We start from the raw sequence: 19,130 nt of genomic DNA, 5'->3' as shown, positions 1-19,130 counted from the left end.
GTCTAGAATGTCTTCGGCAAGGTCTCATGTCGCAACTGAATGTGCGAAAACTTTCCAAACGGTTCGGCGGCGTACAAGCGCTGTCAAACGTGAGTTTCACTGTAGGGAAAGGTGATCTGGTTGGGCTGATCGGCCCGAATGGCGCCGGCAAAACAACTGCCTTTAATGTTCTGACTGGCGTAATGGCTGCCAGTAGCGGAAGCATTGAATTTGAGGGCAAGGACATCACTCGTCTGAGCCCTGAAGTGCGCGCTAATCTGGGTATGACCCGCACCTTCCAGAATATCCGATTATTTGACGATATGACGGTGCGTCAGAATGTTATGGCGGGCGCGCATGCACGCGCAGGTCGCTCATTGATGCACAGCGTCTTTGGTTTGCCTGGGCATCGTGCAGCCGAACAGCGCATTGGCGAGATCGCCGATGAAATGTTGGAACGAACGGGGCTGACAGAGTTTGGAAGCCGTAACGCGTCCGAATTATCTTATGGGGATCGGCGTCGGGTCGAAATCGCTCGAGCATTGGCCAGCGCGCCGACCCTGTTGCTGCTGGATGAGCCAGCGGCGGGGATGACAGACACTGAAAAAGGACGCCTTTCGCAGCTGGTGCGTCGTTTGAATGACGATGGCCTCACGATTATTCTCGTGGAGCATAACGTGCGCATGGTTGCTGCATTGTGCAAAAGACTCATCGTCGTGAACAAGGGCGAGATGCTGGCCCTTGGCAAGGTGGACGAGGTTTTGCGTATGCCCGAGGTCGCAGCCGTTTATCTGGGTCGTCGCCGCAAGGAGATATTGTGATGCTGCGTGTCGAGGAGCTGCACGTTAACCGAGGCCGCACTAAGGTTTTGCAGGGGATCAATTTTGCTGTCGAAGCTGGCGAGATCGCGACGCTCATTGGGGCCAATGGAGCAGGCAAGACGACAACTTTGATGACGTTATCGGGGCTTTTGCCCATTTCTAGCGGTCAAGCAAGGCTTCAAACCTCAGACGGCAGTTATGACGTTGGAGCAACCAGTCCGGTCGACTTAGTGCGCGCAGGTATTGTTCACGCCCCCGAAGGGCGTCAAATTTTTGGGCGTCTGAGCATTGAAGAGAACCTGCAGCTCGGTGCTTTCTTATCGAACGATAAGGCGCGCGTGGCGCGAGCAATTACTGATATTTATGAACGGTTTCCTATTTTGGGGGAACGGCGTGCAATGCCGGCGGGCAACCTTTCTGGGGGCGAGCAAATGATGCTGGCCATTGGCCGTGCGCTTGTCGCCGAGCCCAAATTGCTTTTGCTGGATGAACCATCCTTGGGCCTGGCGCCTCAGATCACTGAAGAGATATTCGACTTTCTTGAGGAGTTGAACCGCGAGCAAGGCGTGACGATGCTGATTGTCGAGCAAAACGCAATGCTCGCACTTGAGCTGGCAGATCGGGCTTTTGTTCTGGAAAACGGGCGTATCGTACTCGAGGGCAGCGGCGATGAGCTGCTCAATGATCCAGCTGTTTTTGAAGCATATTTGGGGGTGGGCTGATGTCCGACTATCTGATCCAGCAGGTCGTGAACGGTCTGAGTCTAGGCAGTCTTTATGCACTTGTGGCGATCGGCTTCTCACTGATTTATGGTGTAATCCGTTTGGTCAACTTTGCCCATGGCGACCTACTCATGATCGGTGCCTTTATGACCTTCGGCTTAGTGGCAAGTGATGTCGTGCCATGGGCCGCAATCCCGCTTCTCGTCCTCGCGGGAGGCTTTGCAGCTGGCGGGCTTATCGAGAGAATAGCTTTCCGCTCCATCAGTGGCGCACCTATGATCACCGGGTTTATTGTCACGCTTTCTGCCTCTGTCGCGATCCAGAACCTGGCACTGATTTTTCTGGGCTCGCAACCGCGTAACTTCAACTTTCCTGAGGTATTTCGTATGCGCCTTCCGCTTGGAGGCGCAGATGTCGCATTGATTGATCTCGTTATTCCGGCGGTCACTCTGTTATGTGCGCTTGGACTTACAACATTTATCCGCAAGACCAGAGTGGGAATTGCGATCCGTGCGGTGGCGGAAAACCCCTTTGCCGCACAGCTTATGGGGATCTCAATCGGCCGTTTGGTCTTTCTTGTTTTTGGGCTCGGCGGAGCCTTGGCCGCCCTAGCAGGTCTTTTCTGGAGCGGAAAATATGGCCAGATCAATCCCTTGATGGGGTTCCTGCCGGGTTTGAAGGCCTTTTTGGCCACGATTATCGGGGGTGTCGGGTCCTTGCCTGGTGCAATCGTTGGCGGCTATATCCTCGGCTTTTCTGAAATTGCCTTTGTGGGGTTTCTGCCACCTGAGTATTCAGGGTATCGCGATGCCTTCGTTTTTGGGCTCCTCATCCTGATCCTTTTGGTCCGCCCTCAAGGGTTGTTTGGTGAAGCAGAGCAGGAACGGGCATGAGACAGCTGCAAATCACACCTTGGCAGGCTTTCTTCGTGCTCGTTGTGGCTATGGCCATCCTGGTTCTGGCTGTTGATGCTTCTGGCAATGGCTACTTCCAGACGTTTACAGCCCTTATGCTCATTCAGGTGATGTTAGCGGTTAGCTTAACGATGACGAACGGCTTTACTGGTATGTTTAGTCTTGGTCACCCTGCTTTTATGACCATTGGGGCCTATGTCGCGATCCTGTTTACCTACCCAGTGGGCCGCAAAGGGTTTGCGATGCCCGCTTTGCCCGAAGCTGTCGCCCAGATCCATTTATCCCTCCCCGTAGCAGCTCTGGTTGGAGGCTTGGTTGCTGCGTTGATGGGGTGGATCATTGGACGTCTCGTTGTACATCTTCAAACCCATTATCTTGCGGTGGCCACGCTGGGCTTGATCATCGTTGTTCAGACCTTCGCTCTCAATCTGGATGGTTTCACCCGTGGTGGTCGCGGCATCACGGGCATTCCGCGGGAGGCGACGCTTGCATTGATCGGTTTTTTTACCGTTTTGGTGATCGTGCTGTGCTGGCGGATTAAACACGCTTCAATAGGGCGAGCGATGCTCGCTGTACGGGAAAACGAAATGGCTGCTCGTTGCTTTGGCATCAAAGCCATTCGGATAAAAGTAATGGCCTTTGTCTTAGGAGCAGGCATTGCTGGTTTCTGTGGGGCTCTTTTGCCGCATGTCGTTTCTGTCATGTCACCGAAGTCCTTCGGTCTGATATTGGCTTTCAATCTCATTGCGATCATCGTGGTCGGTGGGCAAGGGTCGATCATCGGGGCGATTTTTGCTGCCGTCTTGATCACCTTCGGCAGTGAATCTTTGCGTCAGGTAGAGGAAGCGACTGGGGTTTACGGCGTGACACAGGTGATCGTGGCCGTGGCGCTGATTGCTTTCCTATTGGTGCGGCCCAAGGGTCTCTTTGGTTTGAAAGAACCATTTGTGCGGACGTCATGACGATGCTTCTTGAAGCCGAAAAAACCGCGCTGCTGTTGATTGATGTGCAAGACTACGTTCTTGATCCGATCAATCACCCGCCGCGTCCGTCTTTTTATGACCGCATCGCCCATGTTGTGTGGCCAAGCTTGTCAAAGCTCTTGCCAACCGCGCGCGATAGCGGCGTTGAGGTGTGTTACACGGTCATGGAAAACCTTACTCGGGATGGTCGTGACCGCAGTCTTGATTACAAGCTTTCTGGTTTCAACATTCCTAAAGGTTCTCAAGGTGGGCAGGTTTCGTCCCGCTTTTCTCCTCAAAGTGACGATATCGTGTGGAAGAAGTCCTCGGCTTGCCTCTTTCATTCGACCAATTTTGACTACGTCATGCGTAATATGGGTATATCGACCATCCTATGTACGGGCTTTCTGACAGACCAATGTGTTGAGCAAACAATGAAAGTCGGGGCGGCTCTGGGGTATCGTATGATATGTATTGAAGACGCTTGTGCTACGGATACTAAAGAACGACATGCATCTGCCTTGCAGCGAATTTCACTCTCTGGTGAGGTCGCATCTAGCCAAACGGTCCGCTCAGCGTTTGTGTTTTAACGCTGCGGCTCAAAGCTAGATCATTACATCACCCCCATTGGGATTGAAGGTTGTACCTACGTAAAAAGCAGCTTGCTCAGTGGCCAATAACAATGCTGTCGGGGTAATCTCTTCGACGCGACCTTGCCGTCCGATCATGAGGTCATTTTGTTTTCTTGCGGCCCATTCGGGAGGCAGCCTCATGTCAGTATCCAGTGGCCCAGGACAAATTGCATTAACCGCGATACCATCCTTTGTCACCTCATGGGCCAGTGCTTTTGTAAGGCCAATTACCCCGGCCTTGGCTGCCGCATAATGGGTCATTCCATAGCCGCCCTTGTGAGCCAGCTGCGAGCTGATGTTGATGATCCGGCCATAGCCGCGCGCCCGCATCGCAGGCAGCACAGCACGGGTGCAAAGGAATACGCTCTTTAAGTTGATCCGGAGCATTTCATCCCATGTTTCGGTGGTCATTCCATCCATTGCTGCGACCGTGATGATCCCGGCGTTATTGACCAGGATATCCGGAGGACCAAGCACGTGAGCCGCTTCAGCCATTGCGGCATTGAGGGCAACCTCCTCCCCTACATCGACTTCAATGGCGACACTGCGCCGGCCAAGTTTTTTGATATCTTTGGCGACATTTGCACTGCTTCGCGCATTGCGATCAAAGATTGCAACATCGGCTCCTTCGCGGGCATAAAGTAACGCGATACCGCGTCCCAGACCTGTGCCTGCACCGGTAACGAAGGCAATACGATTGTCTAGTTGTCCCATAGGTGTGCTCCTTCGCACTCTGCGTGCGAGATTGATGATATCGTATATTTATGAGTATCTTAGAGTTGCAGCTGGCTGTTTCAAATATGTAAGTCCGGTTAAGAGGGGGTAAATACCCGTGGCCATGGGTATGACTTCGGCTGCTAAATAGTAGAATGCTACAGAAGCCTAAGAGGCGTTGCAAAAGAAGGATGCGGAATGGGCCAGAAGAACCAATTCCCCGCCGGCAGAAAGCTTGGACGGGTCCTGGTTACGGGTGCTGGCGGCTTTCTCGGGGCGGCAGTGGTAAGCGCACTCAGGACAAGAGGCGTAGATGTTGTGGCCACAGACGTGGGCTCAGTAGTATGCCAACGCAGTGATATCATGCAGTGCGAAGTGACAAACAGTGAGCAAGTCGACTTGGTTGTAAGGCAAGGAGAGTTCGATACGATCCTGCATTGTGGCGCCGTATCAGGTCCAATGGTAATGCCCGAGCGGCCCTTGGATATATGGAAAATCAATGCTGGAGGCACCGCCTCTGTTCTTGAGGCAGCCCGCCGCCATAGAGTGGGACGTGTCATCATATGCTCCACCAGTGAAGTATACGGTGAACTGTCAGGTTCTGTCGACGAAGCCTCTCAGCTTGCCACTCATACAATCTACGGTGCCAGCAAGGTAGCAGGCGAGCAAGCGATGCTGGGCTACGTCAAAGAGCATGGAGTAGATGCTGTCGCATTGCGGCTGTCATGGATATATGGGCCGGGGCGACAAACGCCTACGACGCTTGAGAAATTGGCGCGCGCAGCGCATTCAGATCACAGGTTTGAACTGCTTACGCCTGCGAACGCATATACTCATTACCTCCATATTACGGATGCTGTGGATGGCCTTTTGCGTGCCGCGGAAGCAAAAGCGCCTCGCTCAAAGATACTTAATATTACGGCTGGACCTGCAATCGAGATGTCAGATGTCGCAGAGATAGTTATGCAGATTCAGCCAGGCATAGCGGTCACCTGTGCACCTTCTACTCAAAGCGGACGGGGGATTTCAGAATTGCGCAATCAGCGGGCTTTTGAGGAAATTGGGTTTGCCCCAAAAATTTCCCTCGAAAGCGGTTTGAAACAACTGTTTCAGCACTTTCTCTCAGTTAAATAACCGGGCTCTTCTTTTGTGATGCAAACGCAGAGGATTTGAAGGTCAAAACTCTCAAACCGAGTGCTTATGCGGCCGTTCAGCACTCGACGGGGGAACTTCCTAGGTGCTTTGGGGTTCATTGAACAATACCTCATGCGGCCAGAAGGGCTAGTCGCAGTGTTTGCAAGTTAGGGATTTACTATGTTCGCTCACCTCAAAACCCTTGCCTTGGCGGCCGGCGTTAGCACGCTCGCGCTGAGCACAGCTGTTCTTGGCTCAGAGGACGTTCGCATTTCCAAGATTGATGTGGAATCTTCTGTCGCTTCAATGGCGGACAGCAATGCACTGACCTTTTACCCTGATCTAGAGGAAGACTTGAGGTCTGAGATTGCTCAACGTGTCCCATTGAGCAGTGACGGCGCAGACCCGCAAATAAGGGTCGATATTCGTAAGATCGCATTGAACGGATCAGTGATGCTTCCAGAAACTCGAGAATTCAATGAGTTAGAGGGTGTTGTTGATGTAACGAGCCCCACCGGGGAAAGCTCTGGACTGAGCTTTGCAGTCAATATTTCTGCCTATAGTGGTGACGCAGTCGCTCCAGAAGGCTATGTAAATGTGCCGCCTTCGGAGACAGATTTTTATGTTGCGATGGTTTCAACTTTTGCGGATGTTGTTGCTGAAGGCCTCAAAAACGTGAATACCTCCGGGAACAAAGTTGATCCCTAAATCCAGTTATTTCTTCTGTCGCAGCCCAGTTTTCAAAGACAGAAGGAAAAGGCGCGGGTCTTCCCACCGGATCCGCGCCACCATGCCTTTTTTGACAAGGTAGGCCGCCGCAATTTTGCCGAGCGATGGGGAGGAAGCGGCACGACATATGGCATCATAGCTATTCTTTTCCTGTAATTCGTAAGCAGCATGGAACATTGCGTCGCAGCTTCATCAGGTTGTTGCCGTAATGACGTTTGATCGAAAAGTCTTCTAGAAGTTAGACCTTGCCTGCAGCTTCGGGGCTGGCATATTTAAAATATGCCCTACGTGTTTCAAAGTGTCGGATTTGTCGGAATTTTTGCTATATTTTCCGACAAATCCGACAAGTCCGTGCCACTTCGCTCAAGCATATGACGTATTGAGGGGTCTGCTCCGGCTCAGTGCAAAATCCTACGTTAAGGAATATTTTTCCCTGACGCTGACACCCTTTGCGGAATTTACATTGAGACACGAACTGAGATGCACGACTTCGCTATCTGAGAGCCTATTTTACATCCGTTTCACAAACCTGCGTTTGTGGAAGCCGCCATTCGCTGCGCTGCGCATGAAATCACTCAGTGCGGACAAAGCAGCCATTTGCACACATGCGGCGAACGGCTGCTGCCAGAGCTTCGATTGTACAACGGGCGATAGCTATAGAAGATTTATGCCGCCAGCTTCTCATTTTTCATTCTTAATGAATGCTGCGTCTGCGACCGGCGTGAAACCCGGGCCTGTGATCTGAGGTGTTTAGTCTTCAGGTCGAGCTGCAATCCCGAGAGCGGCACCTGCGACCGGCGTGAAACCCTGACCCTTGGCCTGAGCTTTCTTCTCTTCAGTTTGCGAATGCGTAACGTCAATCGTAGCGCGTGCGGGGGCTTCGGGCGATGATTCTGGCGCGCCGGAATGGACCGCTCCGACAGCAATGATTGCACCCAAGCCGAGTGCCAAAGGACCAGCTGGCTCTGCTGAAGCTGATGTCGCAGTGATTGCACAGAACATGATTGCTGTGTTGCGAAGGGTGCGAAGCATAATATTTCCTTTAAGAACTATGTAAATGAAGCCAAAGCATTTGACCCTTTGAATAAGCCCAAGCCCCTGAAGATATGCCATTTCAACTATTTGTTATCGGATAACAGGGTGCAACCCACTTATCCGATAACTAGAAGGAAGGTGTGATGCGGCTGTGTACAGCCACACCTTCCGATGTTGGGGGGGTACTCAATTTTGAGCCTTTCCGAGGCCAGCTTTTCTTTCAGCGTTACTTCGCCATTCGAGATGAAAACGAGCTTCCAGACACGCGTATTGACCGCTTGAACGTAGAAGCTTGATCGAACTTCCCACAGCCGTTCAAGAGTGCGTAGGCCATGGTCTTTTCTTCTGACCAACCGGAGCAAGTGCTGAATCTTTGGGCGCACGCTTAGGTTTAAAAACTTTTTGTTGAGTTAACCTCTAGGTTGCCTATGGTCAATTCGTTACAAGTTAACTATCTCCTCTCATATAGAGGTGACTACATGAAGATTTTACGATTATATATCGCTGGAGTCGTGGCTTTTTTGTCTGTGCTGCTTTTTGTGGGGTACGCCATATAAGGCCTATGACGCACGCTCCTTCGGCTATCTAAGGCGAGGTCGGCGGTCCAATTTTGCCTTGAGGATGCTCCGGTGACCCACTTCGAGATTATCTGTAGCCCGCTGAGCCAGGCAGTCGTGGTGGAAGGCAATCGCTTCGAAATACAGATTTATCGTGGGGAAGATACCCAATGGTCCCTCGAAATAGTCAATGCCAAAGGGACCAGCTTTGTTTGGGATGAACTGTTTCCAACGGAGGAGGACGCGCTTGGCGCGGCATTAAAAGACTTTGAGAACAGCCCTATTAAGAATTTTCTTTCCTGATGATATACACTGTAAGTTGTGCTGGTAACTGTGGGCCAAATATACGTCTAAATGGCATCCGAAAAACGTTACCCTTCAGGCATGCTTCTCCGTCAACCGAGGGGTTCATTTCGTGACCAGCGCTTCACTATATCGAGATAGATGGTCTATTTGCCGCCCACTCGGTCTCGGCGAAGGCGGGTGTGTGTAATCGCGCTCAGCATCTAATATTCTAGGGTTACTAGGGCAATGTATCTGCTCTTCACGATATGCCTGATTTAACATCGGCCTGTTGAGAAGTTCTCACAGTTCAGTTGCAAGATGGCCCAAACAATCGCCAGCTTCCACCAAAGCATGTGTACGGATGCAAATCGCGACGCCACCAGCTTGAAAATGAACTGGTACTGGATCGTCCCAAGGCGCATCAATATTATGGATTAGGCCCGCGATCGCTCCCGCCTCTACAGTTTCACCCAGAACGTATTGAGGTTCAAAGAAACCTGCACGATCAGCAAATGCATAGAGCCCGGGAGCGTCCATCACAAACTTTCGGCTTTGGGGGGCTGGGGGCAAGTCTACTTTCAAGACACCAAGATGGGAGAGTACTCCGCGAATACCGCGTTCCACCATTGCCAAACCGCCAAGATTAACACTCGCTCCACCACCAAATTCGCCCGTGAGAAATTCGACGCCATTTTGATGGGCATGGTTTCCCATGACCCGATCTTCTCCACTTAAGGCTCTGATCGAGTCGAAGTAGATTACCTTCTCTGCGCCGAATGCCTGAACCAAGTCTTCAGTTCGGTCTGTTGCTGCTGAATCGTCCCAGCGGGGCGCGAGCAGCGTGGGAACGTATTGTAGCGAGCTGCCACCAGCGTGTAGGTCGATCATGTAGTCTGCGCGAGGAAGCAATTCGCTTACTACATAGTGGGCAATCATTTCGGTTGCGGTGCCATCAGGGCGACCTGGAAAGGTGCGATTCAGGTTAATATCGTCAATCGGAGACGTGCGTGTCCCTGCCGCAAAGGCCGGTTGGTTCAACATGGGTACAACAATGATGCGGCCGGCAACTTGCTTAGCCTCAACCTCACGGACCAAGCGTGTAAGCGCGATAGGCCCCTCATATTCATCACCATGTACACCTCCAGTAAGTAAGACTGTCGGCCCTTCGCCGTTCTTAATCGTAGCAATAGGAATTGGGATGTGCCCATAGGCTGAACGATGTACGGAATTTGGCAACTTCAAGTGCCCGACATGGCGCCCATCTTTATCCAAATCGATGCTCGTGCTGATCATAGTTTGTTTAATGGCCATCCGGTCGCTCCTTTAATCTCACGGCTTGGTCTAATTCGCAGGGGGCGTCGCCGGTCCTACCGGTTTGCCCATGGCGTTTGACTGCTGCTTTGGCTCTATAAAAACATCTGTGCGATGATCGCTGACCCAAGGAAGGTCCCGATCATTACCAACAGTGCCACGATTAAGATTTTCCATCCTGACCGTTTGGCGATTGCCACCTCATGTTCGGCGATTGCCAGTCCTGCATAGGCGACGCAGGGTGTACCCAGTGCAATAAAGTTCACATCGTTCGTCCATCTGAGCACAAAATCTGCCGTTGGCATGCCGGGCAGGCAAACGAGAATGGCCAATAACGAAATCCACGCCACAGCAGGTAGTCGCAATGGTACGAACCTAGCAATTAAAAGCCCCACTAATGAGATGGCTACGAGCAACAGAATACCGATAGCCGCGCCAAGCGGCGGCATACCCGGACCGATCACATTGCCAATCCAGCAGATTACTCCAACCACAGACAGAATGAAGATATTTTGTTTAAAGTTGAGGTACGGCTCGTCTGCCGGTGGCTGCGTGTCGTCAGATATCGCGGTCATGGCCGTACCCTTTTTAAGATTGGATAAAGAATGTTGCACAGCGGCAGTGCCACAAAGATGCACACATAAAGTCCGGTGGCGTAGGTCATTAGGTTGCTGGCGCCGGCAAGAGCGGCCAACTCGTCCGCGCGGTCGGGAAATAATTCTGTCAACGACCCCGTACAGGCTAGCATCATGCTTCCCGAACCAACGCCACAGGCCATGGCAAGAGCTGCAGGATCAAACAATCCGAGCGAGCCGAAGAGAGAGGCAAGGATGGCGAAGATGAAGGTGCCCACAAGCGTGCCAACGACGTAAACCCCTAGAACGCCGGTGCCTTCGGCACTTTTGAGGCCGTACTTCTCAGCGATCACGCCGATGTTGGGTTCGCGCGCAACCGAGAAACAAGCTCCAATTGCTTCACGCCCCATTCCAAGCATGATCACAGCAAGCGGCAAGGCAAGGACGACCGTCCCCAAGTTCCCGATCTCCTGCAGGATGAGAGCTGGCCCGGCCTCGTAGATGGTATTCATAGCTGGCCCGATAATCGTTCCAAACTTTGCCATGAACGGCAGGATAGAGATCAAAATAATAGAAGAAGCTGCTTTCTGCTGGCGTGGCGTTGTCCATGATGCCGCCCACTTAATAATCTGCGGGTTGAGCAAGAGCCCAAGGATGAAACTATAAAACAATGGAAGTAGCAGGATCGAACCTATCCCGATGGGGATCTGTATGATGCCGACCAGCTCCGCAAGAATGGTAATAACGGCAACGCCAACATGCAGGCGCCAATCTGTCAGGGCATGCCACGAAATCGCAGTGCGCGCCTTGGGCGCAGCTTCGTTAGGATAGGGCAATTTAAGTGTCCTCTTTTGTCCGATCTTGCACGGCACGATGCCTTGCGATCGCTTCGATCTCGACCCGCGCCCCTAATGGGAGTTCAGCAACGCCCACGCAGGACCGTGCTGGGGCATGAGACTCGAATTCTTCTTGGTAGACGGCATTCACCTCAGAATAGTCGGCCATATCTGTGATAAAGATTGTTGTCTTAATCACGTCGGAAAGATCGCAACCTGCGCTTCGCAGAACCTTACGGAGGTTCGTTAGGGCGTGCCGTGCTTCTTGAGCGGCGCTACCTTTGCGAAGCGTGCCGTTCACGTCCAGAGCCACATTCCCAGAGACGAATACGAGGTCGCCATAAACTGCGGCGTGAGAGTATGGGCCAACTGCAGGGGCCACGCCCTGCCCGCTTACGGTTTTGATTTCTAAGTCCACCTCAACCCCCTAATATTTCTTGATATCGCTCAATTGAGATATTTGATCCGCAAGCAAGGATCGCGACTTTCTTACCCTCACATTTGTCTCGGAGCGGCCCGCAGATTGCCGCAAGAGTGGCGGCGCATGCTGGTTCAGCGATCAACCTCAGAGTGCTGTAATAAAGCCGCATGGCATCGCGCAGGGCATTGTCGGAGACGCGTATGATCGCGTCGACATTCTCTTTTGTGATGCCGAAGGAATATGCCATCGCATATGGGGAGCCCAAACTGTCAGCAATTGTAGCCACAGAAGCGAGCTTGGCGGGTTTCCCGCTTTCAAAGCTGCGCGCCATACTGTCCGCCCCTTCAGGCTCAACGCCAAAAATCAGAGCATTCGGGCGCGCTTTGCGAATGACTGCGGACATGCCGCTGATCAATCCGCCCCCACCGACGGGAATAACATAGATATCGGCGTCACCGACATCTTCTAGCATCTCTAGTCCACAGCTACCTGCGCCTAAAGTCATGTGTTTAGCATCGAAAGGATGCATAATAGTGCGGCCCTCGCGGCTCTCGAGCGCCTGCATCAGTTCAAAGGCGGCGGCTATATCGGGAACTAAAGTTACTGTTGCGCCAAGTTTGCGGCAGCTTTCGATACGTAAAGGGTCGGCAGTCTCAGGCATAATGATTGAAGCGTCGACGCCTTCAGCTTGCGCGGCCCAAGACACGGCCATTGCGTGATTTCCACCACTGGCCGCCACTACACCGGCCGCTCGTTGCTCCTGGGAGAGGCCCATAATTCCGAGAATTGCACCGCGTGCCTTGAAGGATCCAGCTTGTTGGAAAAGTTCAAGCTTTGCCTTTACGCTTGCGTTCGGTGGCAGATGTGCCTGTAGCGTATCTTGCGCCAATAACAAGCTCGGCGTTCGAACCACGCGGCCCATCAGCGCCTCGTGGGCGGCTTGGAGCTCGTCCATAGGTGGGGAATACATCCTGGCTCTCCTATGCTGCCATCTTCGCAGCGGAGACTGGCTCCTTAAAGGCTCCCAGCATATAGATAATGATGCATAAAGTTATGCATTTATGTTGTAAGGGCGTAGCGGGCGACTACCTCTTTAGCGATGCGAAGTAACTTCTTTACTGCGGGCGTGTGCGCCAGATTGCGGCTGAAACTAGCTGTACAGTCAAACGACAAGATAGGATCAAGGGGTTTGACCACCACACCATTTTTCCTCCAGAGATCAGCGGAAAATGGGTCAATTAAGCCGATGCCAAGCCCTCTGAGTACCATGGAGTATGCATTTGCTGAGCTTTGTGTTGAAACACGCGCACGCGTCGTTACCCCATGCTCAAGAAGGTACTCCTCCTGCTTTTGGAAGAGGTCGAGCTCGTCTTCAGCAAGTGAAATAACAGGTTCTCCAACAAGGTCTTTCACGTGAATGCGTGCTTGGCCCGATAGAGGGTGTTCTGGTGGCAACGCGCAAACAAAAGGAATTCGACCCAGTTGAACTTGCTCGATCCCAGGTTGATCCCCTAGCCGGTAACCAAACCCGATATGAGTTTTGACATCTCGGATCTTACGAAAATAGCCCGTTATACCGCGGGACTCGACATGAAGACGGGAAGCGCCGTCTTGAGCCAGAAACCGTTCAGAGATTTCAGGAACAATGGTCATCGCCAGAACAGAAATCGATACGATGCGTATTTCCTCGCTGAGCATGCCTCCGAGACGCGAAGTTCCAGCTCGCAATCTCGCATGTGCTTCAAAAAAGTCATCCGTAAGGGCATGAAATTCTAAGGCGCGTGTTGTCGCACTCACCCGCCCCTTTCGCCGTGTGAAAAGAGCAAACCCTAGACTTTCTTCCAACTCTGTCAGCATGCGCGTCACAGTTGATTGGCTTACTCCCATGGAGTGTGCTGCGGCCGACAATGTTCCATGGAGTATAGCTGCGCGGAAGGCCGTCAAATGCTTGATATCAAGCCCTCTATAATTCTCTATATTTTGCATACCGAACCTCAAATTATTCGTTCTCGCATAATGGATTTCGGCGCCAAGGGCTGCATAGAAACCTAAAAAATTGGGGGCTGTTGCATGCATCAACCGCGCGATGCTTCGCGAAGATTGCAGTGAAAGCTCTTATTTTCGCGATCCTCTATCCAGAGAGGCACTCACCTCCACATCGGCGGATTTAGAGAATAGCTTTCTTCGGCACTGCCGACATTAGTATGGTACGTCTTTTACTCCGAGACGTCAGGGAACGTTCAAACCACGCAGCCACCTCCGGTCTCACGCCTTGTCCAATAGGGTCTATCTCTACGATGGTCATTGGGCAGTCTGCGCCTAACTGTGACGTAAGCCGTTTGCGAAGCTCTGCTTCATCTGCGTCTATTTCCACGCCCCAGAGGTCGCGAGCAATCAAAACCGCTTTAAGCGCATTCATGACTTTCGCCCCATCCTTCGCGGTTGGGAAAGCCATGGTGTCATATGAAACCAGAAATGCGGGCAATGGCTCTCCCTTCTAACACAGAAATTGTACAGTGATCTTGCGGCAGCTCTTCAATCGGAGCAAGCGTAAGATTGTTTCTCCACGGCCTCAACAGAAGCGTATTTTACTACAGGGTCGTGCAGTGTGTGTCGTAGCGCTGGAACCGCGCTTATCCTCCTAGCATCAGGGTCACTGGAAATAAGGCTGAGCTTCGAGAAGGTTGGATGTTTGGCTTCGTCCCCGGGGGCAGCAACAGGAGCAAAGAACGAGAAGGCGCCAACAACAATTTTTTGACGAGAACTATCGGCGCCTTCTCTAAGCAACCCAAACCTAAAGCCGGTGAGCCGGTTCAGACTGCCTTGCTAACAGGTGATTTATTCCGGTTGGAGAGTCAAGACAGACCTCCGCTCAGGTAAGGCGATAAGACGCTCCGCGATCGGATAGAGCGGCACAGCTTACTTGAACTCGGCCTTGCCAAGCAAACCGCATTGAAGATGCCTCTGTCGTTCCATCAGACGAAAAACATGTTTCCTACTATAAGGCTTTAAACGCCTAGTCGGAGTAGCTGAGGCGCATCGCCAGTGCTCCGCAACCTTGGGGGTGCCGATGCGGCCGGTTTTGAGGGTTTCATTTCCATGTGCCATTTGCGCATTCATTTGAGTCGAGCAGCCGCCTGCTCTGGCAACCAGGTAACGATTTCAGGAAATGCGACAAAGAGGATCAGGACAACCACCTGAATAAGGAAAAACGGGATCACACCACGGTAAACCTGACCAATGCCAATCCCATCGGGCAACACCCCCTTGAGATAGAATAGCGTGTAGCCGAAGGGCGGGGTGATGTAGGCCATTTGGGCGGTCACCATAAACAGCACGCCAAACCAAAGTGGATCAAACCCCAGTGTTTTAATGATTGGCACGAATACTGGAACGCACAGCAGAATGATGCCGATCTCGTCCAGAAAAAGCCCCAAGAATATCAGAACTAAAAGCATTGCCAGCAAAACCACATAGCGAGAGGAATCTAAGCTTTCGACAAAGCTCAAGACGCTGTCCGCGCCCCCAGTCGCCACAAACACTGAGATGAATGCCTTGGCGCCCAACGTGATCCACAAAATCATCGCCGTGACGCGCAACGTGTCTGTCGCCGCCGCATTGAGGCTCGACAGCTCAAGGCGGCCAGAGAAGATTGCAGAAAGCAGCGCGCCGAGAACGCCGACCGCGGCAGCTTCGGTAGGCGTCGCAATCCCTGCATAGATTGAGCCTAGAACAGACAGGATCACGAGCGCAGGCAAGGCCAGATGCCTCAGAGAAGCAACCTTTTGAGAGAGCGGTATGGTGGTTTCATCCACCGGCTTAGGCGCGAGCTTGGGGTTCAAAGCTACGCGCACCCAAATGTAGCTGCAATATCCCACCGCAAGGACAAGACCAGGTATAATCCCTGCAATGAACATCTGACCAATCGAGATCTGTGCTGTGATCGCATAGACGATCGTAACCACTGATGGTGGGATCAAAATGCCCAATGTACCGCCTGCGCAGATCGCCCCCAACGCCAATGGAGGGTGGTATCCGCGCGACAGCATGGAGGGCAGCGCAAGAATGCCCATCGCGGCAACCGCTGCACCGACAACGCCCGTCATTGCAGCCATGATTGTGCAGATGACCACGGTTCCAATCGCCAAGCCACCTGACACCCCCCCGAACCATGTTTCCATCGCAGTATAAAGATCATCAATGATCCGGGATTTCTGCAATATCGCCGCCATCAAGACGTAAAGCGGGATCGCCATGAGTGCTTCTGACGTCATTGTCTCAAAGGTATTAAGCACCGTGACGATCAGCGCACTGGGCCCCCATAAAGTAGCGGTCGCCAGAAAAGCGATGGCACCTAACACGAAGGCAAGCCCCGCGCCGCTGAGCATCAGTACGATGAGCGAGGCAAACATCCCGAACAGGACAAGACTGCTTTCCATCAGGTGGTCCTCACTTTCAGAGCGAAGACCACTTCGGCAAGTGACTGCAAGATGAGCAGTAACCCTGCCAGAGGGAGAACCATCTTGGCGGGCCAGACTACGGGGTTCCATGCGGAGTAACTGGTCTCACCATATTCGAACGCCTGCCATGCTAGCGGCAAGCTGAACCGTACCAAGATCAAGCCGAAAAGAAGCGCCAGCAAAGCGGCCGCAACCGCGAGGATCGTGCGCAGTCTGCCCCGTGCTGCAGCCGAGAGAATATCGACCGCCACATGCCCTCCGATGTGAAGTAAATAGGGCCCGCCAAGAAGGAAAAATGGACCGAACAGCAAAGTGGCCAGCTCAGGCCCCCAACTGGTCGGGCTATGAAACGAATAGCGGGAGATGACTTCGAAAAGCATGAGTGCTGCAATGACATAGACCAGCCATTTGGTGGTCTCAAATGTCCAGCGATTGAACGTGGTAATAGCTTGAGCCGCGCGAAGCATTGGCACCTCCCTGTGTTACAAAAACGGCCCGATGCTCGCTGGCTCGGGCCGTTCTGTGGCTTGTTTAGGGGGACTAGAGGAGTCGGAGATCCGAGAGAAGCTGTTTTTGGCTTTCCATCATTTCCGTTGCGAGGGCATCGCCGTTGGTCGCTTTCTCCCAAGAGGCCACAGCTTTGCTGCGCGCCTCAGCAACATCTGCGGGATCGAGGGTGATGATCTCGACACCGGCTTCCTCAAACTTCGCAAGGTATTCGGCGTTGTCCACGATGATGTTCTGACGCAGCGCCCCAGACACTTCGCGCGCGGCTACAGCTAGGGCAGCCCGTTGCTGATCATCCAATTGACCATAGGCCGCCGTATTGGCCACATAGCAAGTCGCGGTGGATGGCTGGTGGATACCCGGTAGGATGAGGTATTTTGCGACCTCGTGAAGGCCCTCTTCGTAGTTTGCTTTGATGTCGCCGCGGTCGGCAAGATCAATGAGGCCCTTATCGAGGGCGGAATAGACTTCGGACGTGGGCAGCGGAGAGACAGCAACGCCAAAATCTGCCATTACGGCAGCAGCCAGACCAACAAAACGACCTTTAAGGCCTTCCATATCCGCCATCTTGCGAATTTCGACTTTCGAATGTAGCGGCTCTTCGCCGTAAACCGTCGGGGCTACATAAGTAAGGCCGGCAGGGGCATAGGATTGGGCTGCAAGCTCCATGCCGCCGCGTTCGTAAAACCATGCTTCGTATTGATCCGCTTCGGGGAACCCGAAGGGCACAGTGGAAGAGAACCCATGCGCCGGAATCTTGCCGGCGGTATAACCGTCAAAGGTTTTCATCAACTGGAATGCGCCACCGCGTACGGCATCGAAAGACTGCGCGGCCGGTACAATCTGGCCGCCCGCAAAAGGCGTGATATCGAGGCTTCCGCCGGTCAGTTCGCGCACCCGGTCGCAGAACTTTTCTTCATAAAGCATTGGTGTGGTGCCGCCGCCCCAAAGGGCCTGCATCCGCCACTCAATTTTACCTTGAGCGCGGACTGAGCTTGCCGCGACAATTGCCGGAGCAGCCAAACCTGCCGCCGCGGCACCGCGCATGAAATGCCGGCGCGTGGCGCTTTTGTTGAAACTATTTGTCATTGGTTATCCTCCCTAGAAACCTGAATGCTGTGTGTCGTCTTAAAGTTCAGACAATACTCTCTTTGCCGCCTGGACGCTGACATGCCCCTCCCCCGCGATGGCCTTAGCTACCGCTTCAATCTGCGATCCTGTGGCGCCTGCGAGAATGGCGATATTGCGCGCGTGCAGCGCCATATGCCCCTTTTGAATGCCCTCTGTCGCCAGCGCACGCAGGGCGGCCATGTTTTGCGCCAGCCCTACTGCGACGGTGACTTCTGCAAGCTCTTGCGCCGTCTCGACGTTCAGTACGCGCAATGCCGCTTGTGCCGCCGGATGCGTTTTGGTTGCTCCCCCAACCAGACCGAGCGCCATAGGCATCTCAATCGTACCGGTGAGTGTGCCATCCTGACCACGTTCCCACGTAGTTAACGAAGTATAGCTGCCCTTGCGCGCGGCCCAAGCATGGGCTCCCGCCTCAATCGCTCGCCAGTCGTTGCCGGTGGCCACAACCACAGGGTCGATCCCGTTCATGATGCCCTTGTTATGGGTTGCTGCGCGGTAAGGATCAATCTGCGCCAGTGCATAAGCCTCGATCATGCCAGTGATCACTTCTCGCCCGTCCATTGCTTTTGTGGTCATGGCTTCGGGCGTTAAGGTGACATGCGCTCGCGCTAAGCGACGATCAGCCAGATTGGACAAGATACGCAGGCGGGTATGCCCACCGGCAATTTCAGCGACGCGTGGCGCGATTGTTTCTGCCATCGAGTTAACGGCGTTTGCCCCCATCGCATCGCGCACATCGACTAGAATATGGAGCACTGCCATGGGCCCGACAGCTGTGTTTTCAAACACATGAACTTCGATCCCAATGCAGCCGCCGCCCAGCGATACCAGAACCTCATCGCGCGCATTACACATCTCGCGCAGTTCGGTTTCTGCAGCAAGCAGCCGATGACGGGCTCCGCTTGGGTCCGTCAGGCCTGCCACTTGTATCTGCGCGCGCATCACCGGCTGGTCGGAGGATGTGTGAAAGCCGCCGCAGCCACGAGCAATTTTGGCCATATAGGAGGCTGCAGCCACCACAGAGGGCTCTTCAACTACCATCGGGATCAGGTAGTCCTTGTCATTAATCGTAAAGTTGGAGGCGACGCCAAGCGGAAGCTCAAACTTCCCTATCACATTCTCAATCATCCCGTTTGCAAGCGACATTGGCAAGACATCACGCCCTGCTAGTGCGGCCTGATCGGTATCGGCGAGGCCGACTGCCTTTGCTAGTAGGTCCAGCCGCGCCTCTGGCTCAAGATTGCGCAGGTTTTCGAGCCGTGAATTGATCTGCACTGTGGTGCCGTCAGCCATTTAGAATATCCCCCCTTATTCAGAGCGAAGCATATGCAGAACTGGGAGAAGCTTTATAGGGACAATTGTGGAAAACAGCTGCGCACTGTACTGGTACTAAAGAGGGTACAGT

20 protein-coding genes are annotated in these 19,130 nt (G+C 53.2%); 8 read left to right on the top strand and 12 right to left on the bottom strand.

The genetic code is table 11. From position 1 onward, the window contains the following. The first annotated feature begins 26 nt into the window (after nucleotides 1-26). The 5 genes from DSM110093_RS19065 to DSM110093_RS19045 are packed head-to-tail and all read left to right on the top strand — an operon-like array spanning nucleotide 27 to nucleotide 3,988. Nucleotides 27-800 (top strand): ABC transporter ATP-binding protein, encoded by a 774-nt coding sequence (locus tag DSM110093_RS19065; RefSeq protein WP_243267790.1) that lies wholly within the window; start codon nucleotides 27-29, stop codon nucleotides 798-800. Further along, on the top strand, nucleotides 800-1,522 hold the full coding sequence (locus DSM110093_RS19060; RefSeq protein ID WP_243263462.1) for an ABC transporter ATP-binding protein: 723 nt from the start codon (nucleotides 800-802) through the stop codon (nucleotides 1,520-1,522). The genes DSM110093_RS19065 and DSM110093_RS19060 overlap by 1 nt, the downstream gene beginning before the upstream one ends. Next, nucleotides 1,522-2,415 carry a branched-chain amino acid ABC transporter permease gene (locus tag DSM110093_RS19055; RefSeq protein ID WP_243263464.1) on the top strand — a complete coding sequence of 298 codons (894 nt, stop codon included), beginning with the start codon at nucleotides 1,522-1,524 and terminating at the stop codon, nucleotides 2,413-2,415. The genes DSM110093_RS19060 and DSM110093_RS19055 overlap by 1 nt, the downstream gene beginning before the upstream one ends. Next, complete coding sequence (locus DSM110093_RS19050) at nucleotides 2,412-3,398, top strand: branched-chain amino acid ABC transporter permease (RefSeq protein WP_243263465.1); 987 nt, start codon at nucleotides 2,412-2,414, stop codon at nucleotides 3,396-3,398. Before DSM110093_RS19055 ends, DSM110093_RS19050 begins: the two co-directional genes overlap by 4 nt. Next, the gene (locus DSM110093_RS19045) at nucleotides 3,395-3,988 is read left to right on the top strand and encodes an isochorismatase family cysteine hydrolase (RefSeq protein WP_243267789.1); all 594 of its coding nucleotides are present in this window, start codon (nucleotides 3,395-3,397) and stop codon (nucleotides 3,986-3,988) included. Before DSM110093_RS19050 ends, DSM110093_RS19045 begins: the two co-directional genes overlap by 4 nt. A gap of 15 nt (nucleotides 3,989-4,003) precedes the next feature. On the opposite strand, the gene DSM110093_RS19040 is transcribed toward DSM110093_RS19045, so the two are convergent. After that, nucleotides 4,004-4,744 (bottom strand): SDR family NAD(P)-dependent oxidoreductase, encoded by a 741-nt coding sequence (locus DSM110093_RS19040; protein WP_243263468.1) that lies wholly within the window; start codon nucleotides 4,742-4,744, stop codon nucleotides 4,004-4,006. A 198-nt stretch (nucleotides 4,745-4,942) separates the two neighbouring features. Between DSM110093_RS19040 and DSM110093_RS19035 the strand changes: the two genes are divergently transcribed. Both DSM110093_RS19035 and DSM110093_RS19030 read left to right on the top strand, forming a co-directional pair. Continuing rightward, nucleotides 4,943-5,878: an NAD(P)-dependent oxidoreductase gene (locus DSM110093_RS19035; RefSeq protein WP_243267788.1), complete on the top strand. Its 936-nt coding sequence runs from the start codon at nucleotides 4,943-4,945 to the stop codon at nucleotides 5,876-5,878. Nucleotides 5,879-6,058: 180 nt separating this feature from the next. Then, nucleotides 6,059-6,586, top strand: coding sequence for a hypothetical protein (locus DSM110093_RS19030; protein WP_243267787.1), 528 nt, complete (start codon nucleotides 6,059-6,061; stop codon nucleotides 6,584-6,586). A 771-nt stretch (nucleotides 6,587-7,357) separates the two neighbouring features. On the opposite strand, the gene DSM110093_RS19025 is transcribed toward DSM110093_RS19030, so the two are convergent. Then, on the bottom strand, nucleotides 7,358-7,720 hold the full coding sequence (locus DSM110093_RS19025; RefSeq protein ID WP_243267786.1) for a hypothetical protein: 363 nt from the start codon (nucleotides 7,718-7,720) through the stop codon (nucleotides 7,358-7,360). A 551-nt stretch (nucleotides 7,721-8,271) separates the two neighbouring features. Here DSM110093_RS19025 and DSM110093_RS19020 point away from each other — a divergent pair. Next, nucleotides 8,272-8,502, top strand: a complete 231-nt coding sequence (locus DSM110093_RS19020) for a hypothetical protein (protein WP_243267785.1) — start codon at nucleotides 8,272-8,274, stop codon at nucleotides 8,500-8,502. 282 nt (nucleotides 8,503-8,784) lie between these two features. On the opposite strand, the gene DSM110093_RS19015 is transcribed toward DSM110093_RS19020, so the two are convergent. The 10 genes from DSM110093_RS19015 to DSM110093_RS18970 all read right to left on the bottom strand — a co-directional run bounded on the left by DSM110093_RS19015 (nucleotide 8,785) and on the right by DSM110093_RS18970 (nucleotide 19,018). Next, nucleotides 8,785-9,795: a succinylglutamate desuccinylase/aspartoacylase family protein gene (locus DSM110093_RS19015; RefSeq protein WP_243267784.1), complete on the bottom strand. Its 1,011-nt coding sequence runs from the start codon at nucleotides 9,793-9,795 to the stop codon at nucleotides 8,785-8,787. Nucleotides 9,796-9,890: 95 nt separating this feature from the next. After that, a complete protein-coding gene (locus tag DSM110093_RS19010; RefSeq protein ID WP_243263477.1) occupies nucleotides 9,891-10,370 on the bottom strand; it encodes a hypothetical protein in 480 nt (159 codons plus the stop codon). Next, the gene (locus DSM110093_RS19005; protein ID WP_243267783.1) at nucleotides 10,367-11,206 is read right to left on the bottom strand and encodes a DUF3100 domain-containing protein; all 840 of its coding nucleotides are present in this window, start codon (nucleotides 11,204-11,206) and stop codon (nucleotides 10,367-10,369) included. The genes DSM110093_RS19010 and DSM110093_RS19005 overlap by 4 nt, the downstream gene beginning before the upstream one ends. A gap of 1 nt (nucleotide 11,207) precedes the next feature. Beyond that, a complete protein-coding gene (locus DSM110093_RS19000; protein ID WP_243263479.1) occupies nucleotides 11,208-11,624 on the bottom strand; it encodes a Rid family detoxifying hydrolase in 417 nt (138 codons plus the stop codon). Between the two features lies 1 nt (nucleotide 11,625). Beyond that, complete coding sequence (locus tag DSM110093_RS18995; RefSeq protein WP_243267782.1) at nucleotides 11,626-12,549, bottom strand: threonine/serine dehydratase; 924 nt, start codon at nucleotides 12,547-12,549, stop codon at nucleotides 11,626-11,628. A gap of 137 nt (nucleotides 12,550-12,686) precedes the next feature. Next, entirely contained in the window at nucleotides 12,687-13,703 is a 1,017-nt protein-coding gene (locus tag DSM110093_RS18990; RefSeq protein ID WP_243268001.1) for a LysR family transcriptional regulator, read from the bottom strand. 1,040 nt (nucleotides 13,704-14,743) lie between these two features. After that, nucleotides 14,744-16,066 carry a TRAP transporter large permease subunit gene (locus tag DSM110093_RS18985; RefSeq protein ID WP_243267781.1) on the bottom strand — a complete coding sequence of 441 codons (1,323 nt, stop codon included), beginning with the start codon at nucleotides 16,064-16,066 and terminating at the stop codon, nucleotides 14,744-14,746. Further along, nucleotides 16,066-16,554 carry a TRAP transporter small permease subunit gene (locus DSM110093_RS18980; RefSeq protein ID WP_243267780.1) on the bottom strand — a complete coding sequence of 163 codons (489 nt, stop codon included), beginning with the start codon at nucleotides 16,552-16,554 and terminating at the stop codon, nucleotides 16,066-16,068. The genes DSM110093_RS18985 and DSM110093_RS18980 overlap by 1 nt, the downstream gene beginning before the upstream one ends. 73 nt (nucleotides 16,555-16,627) lie before the next feature. Beyond that, complete coding sequence (gene dctP, locus DSM110093_RS18975) at nucleotides 16,628-17,683, bottom strand: TRAP transporter substrate-binding protein DctP (protein ID WP_243267779.1); 1,056 nt, start codon at nucleotides 17,681-17,683, stop codon at nucleotides 16,628-16,630. A 39-nt stretch (nucleotides 17,684-17,722) separates the two neighbouring features. Continuing rightward, entirely contained in the window at nucleotides 17,723-19,018 is a 1,296-nt protein-coding gene (locus DSM110093_RS18970) for a hydroxymethylglutaryl-CoA reductase, degradative (protein WP_243267778.1), read from the bottom strand. Nucleotides 19,019-19,130: the final 112 nt, after the last annotated feature.

Origin of the sequence: Sulfitobacter sp. DSM 110093 (genome assembly GCF_022788715.1) — a bacterium.
Classification (GTDB): Bacteria; Pseudomonadota; Alphaproteobacteria; order Rhodobacterales; family Rhodobacteraceae; genus Sulfitobacter.
This window is presented reverse-complemented; position numbering and strand designations above follow the sequence as displayed.

Bases quoted from the DNA above. Each gene is read 5' to 3' on its own strand.
- DSM110093_RS19065 (WP_243267790.1), top strand. From the start codon at position 27: ATGTCGCAACTGAATGTGCGAAAACTTTCCAAACGGTTCGGCGGCGTA.
- DSM110093_RS19060 (WP_243263462.1), top strand. From the start codon at position 800: ATGCTGCGTGTCGAGGAGCTGCACGTTAACCGAGGCCGCACTAAGGTT.
- DSM110093_RS19055 (WP_243263464.1), top strand. From the start codon at position 1,522: ATGTCCGACTATCTGATCCAGCAGGTCGTGAACGGTCTGAGTCTAGGC.
- DSM110093_RS19050 (WP_243263465.1), top strand. From the start codon at position 2,412: ATGAGACAGCTGCAAATCACACCTTGGCAGGCTTTCTTCGTGCTCGTT.
- DSM110093_RS19045 (WP_243267789.1), top strand. From the start codon at position 3,395: ATGACGATGCTTCTTGAAGCCGAAAAAACCGCGCTGCTGTTGATTGAT.
- DSM110093_RS19040 (WP_243263468.1), bottom strand. From the start codon at position 4,744: ATGGGACAACTAGACAATCGTATTGCCTTCGTTACCGGTGCAGGCACA.
- DSM110093_RS19035 (WP_243267788.1), top strand. From the start codon at position 4,943: ATGGGCCAGAAGAACCAATTCCCCGCCGGCAGAAAGCTTGGACGGGTC.
- DSM110093_RS19030 (WP_243267787.1), top strand. From the start codon at position 6,059: ATGTTCGCTCACCTCAAAACCCTTGCCTTGGCGGCCGGCGTTAGCACG.
- DSM110093_RS19025 (WP_243267786.1), bottom strand. From the start codon at position 7,720: ATGGCATATCTTCAGGGGCTTGGGCTTATTCAAAGGGTCAAATGCTTT.
- DSM110093_RS19015 (WP_243267784.1), bottom strand. From the start codon at position 9,795: ATGGCCATTAAACAAACTATGATCAGCACGAGCATCGATTTGGATAAA.
- DSM110093_RS19010 (WP_243263477.1), bottom strand. From the start codon at position 10,370: ATGACCGCGATATCTGACGACACGCAGCCACCGGCAGACGAGCCGTAC.
- DSM110093_RS18995 (WP_243267782.1), bottom strand. From the start codon at position 12,549: ATGGGCCGCGTGGTTCGAACGCCGAGCTTGTTATTGGCGCAAGATACG.
- DSM110093_RS18990 (WP_243268001.1), bottom strand. From the start codon at position 13,703: ATGCATGCAACAGCCCCCAATTTTTTAGGTTTCTATGCAGCCCTTGGC.
- DSM110093_RS18985 (WP_243267781.1), bottom strand. From the start codon at position 16,066: ATGGAAAGCAGTCTTGTCCTGTTCGGGATGTTTGCCTCGCTCATCGTA.
- DSM110093_RS18980 (WP_243267780.1), bottom strand. From the start codon at position 16,554: ATGCTTCGCGCGGCTCAAGCTATTACCACGTTCAATCGCTGGACATTT.
- dctP (WP_243267779.1), bottom strand. From the start codon at position 17,683: ATGACAAATAGTTTCAACAAAAGCGCCACGCGCCGGCATTTCATGCGC.
- DSM110093_RS18970 (WP_243267778.1), bottom strand. From the start codon at position 19,018: ATGGCTGACGGCACCACAGTGCAGATCAATTCACGGCTCGAAAACCTG.